Genomic DNA, 2,154 nt, shown 5'->3' with positions numbered 1-2,154 from the left:
AATTCTAATAGTGGATATTAAAATTATTTTTTAATCTTTTTAAAAAAAAAGATTCGGAGTTGATTTTTTAATCAATGCTTTACTATGAATATAGTTTCTATAAGAAAGAATGTAGATTAAATTGAAGTAGAATATGATATAGTAGGAATTTAATATAATAACTAACTTAATTATAATATTATAAGTTTACTTAGTGTAAGTAAACTTATAATCCCACTTAGTTTTTTTATTTTGAATTTTTACAGGTTCAAAAACTTATTATTTTCAAATATTGAAAATAGGTTTCTGTCATTACCAGATAGCAGTTTCTCTAAATGCAGTTTATTATACACTTTATCAGAATTATCCCTATCCTTATCTCTATACCCCTAATATCTATCTAGAAAGAACTTTTAAAAACCTTAAAATTTTACTGAATTTGAGGTAAAAGTATTATATCAACATATATGATCTAACAAACAATAAAGCAAGGTGATTATAGGTAATGTAACACGAAAGTAAACTAAAAACCCTTGTATAAGACATAATAGCTTAATTTTCTACAGAATAATCTATACTGAATTTATTTATTGGTTCCCTACCAAGCTAATGCTGTTGATTAATATATCAATTATAATTAATAATATTAATTATAACTTTTTAGTAGAACAGAACATTCTGTATAATAGAACTCTATTTTAAAGGGCTCATTAAGATAAACTCCAGTAATCTTCATTTTTTTACTATAGTGGTTTATAATTGAATATTAGAAGGATTGTTTTGATACTCAATTTTATTGAATGTAGACGGAAGTACAAACTAAAAACAATATTCTACCTAAATAAGAAAATAAAATAAATGTTTCAAAAAAGACTTATTGCTTTTACTAAATAATCTCGGTTATAAGTTTCTATGCTTTGGTTTTTACCAGGAAAATTTCGAATTATTGCTGGAAAATGGCGAGGAAGAAAAATCGTTTTTCCTTCTCTACCAGAATTGCGACCTACTTCGGATCGTATACGGGAAACCCTTTTTAATTGGTTATCTCCTTATATCAAAGATTCTTGTTGTTTAGATTTGTTTGCAGGTAGTGGAGCTTTGGGTTTTGAAGCTTTATCCCGAGGATGTGCTCACGTAACTTTTTTTGATCACTCAAAAAAGGTTATTGAAACGCTACAGAAAAATGCAGAAATTTTAAATACCAAAAATACTACATTTTTTTTTGAAGAATTTCCTTATAAAATTAACGAGTTGCAACATGGTTATTTTAATATTGTTTTTCTTGATCCACCATTTTACCAAGGACTTATCAGACAAGCTGCTGTTTGGTTAGAAAAAACAGAAATTCTTGCTCCAGAAACTTATATTTACGTTGAATCTGAAAAGAATCTATCAATGATTATGCCTAATAATTGGGAAATTTATCGCGAAAAGAAAACCAGTACAATATTTTATAGATTATTTTTTCGCTTTAAAAAAGAAGCTAATTATAGCTCATTTAAAACTAATTATACCAGGGATGAGTAATATTATAGTTTACAATTATAGATGTGCTTTCTAAAATTTCAGTTAAAGTCTTTATTTTTTAGATTGCTTAGTTTATCGCTGTGATGATTCATTATTGAATTTTCTATTTTTTATACTAATCAGAATCAAAGTGACACCGCTATTTGGTGTAATAATGATTAGGTTAGATTAGTAATGTGATTTTGCTAGTAGTGAGAGGAATTACTGTTGTGGGAACCATAAAGAGGAACCTAACTGTGCTAATGACTAGATTAGGATTAACTTAATTTTGAAATAGGATTTTACTAAAAATTTATTTTTTTAAATTTACTTTTGGTTTTTTATTTTATAATCCTGTTTGTATCAATTAAAATATTATAGCTAGTAATATAATATTCAAAAAAAATCAAAAAATATATTTTTAATATATAAACTTATAAAAATATTTGAATACGATTATAGCTCTTTATTGTAAATTTCTTACAAAGGTTATAACGAATTAAAAATTCAATTTTTTATATTTAAAAAAAATTATATATATTTCTCTTCTCTCAAAAGAGAAATATATATTTTTATATAATATCTAAAATTATTAGATTTTATTTAAAATTATTGTCCTTAAAAGGACAAGTGTATATAGAAACATTTTTTCTTTGGTATGATATATAG

The 2,154-nt window shown here is 24.5% G+C and carries 1 protein-coding gene; it reads left to right on the top strand.

Annotation, left to right across the window (positions count from 1 at the left end; translation table 11 throughout):
* The first annotated feature begins 891 nt into the window (after window positions 1-891).
* Window positions 892-1,506 (top strand): 16S rRNA (guanine(966)-N(2))-methyltransferase RsmD, encoded by a 615-nt coding sequence (rsmD, locus tag CLERM_RS00180; RefSeq protein ID WP_102156620.1) that lies wholly within the window; start codon window positions 892-894, stop codon window positions 1,504-1,506.
* The last annotated feature ends 648 nt before the right edge of the window (window positions 1,507-2,154 follow it).

Origin of the sequence: Coxiella-like endosymbiont (genome assembly GCF_002871095.1) — a bacterium.
Taxonomy (GTDB): domain Bacteria; phylum Pseudomonadota; class Gammaproteobacteria; order Coxiellales; family Coxiellaceae; genus Coxiella.
The sequence above is the reverse complement of the archived record's forward strand: the minus strand, read 5'-3'. Positions and strand labels throughout refer to the sequence as shown.

Excerpts from the sequence above, each read along its gene's own strand:
- rsmD (WP_102156620.1), top strand. The coding sequence starts at position 892 with ATGCTTTGGTTTTTACCAGGAAAATTTCGAATTATTGCTGGAAAATGG.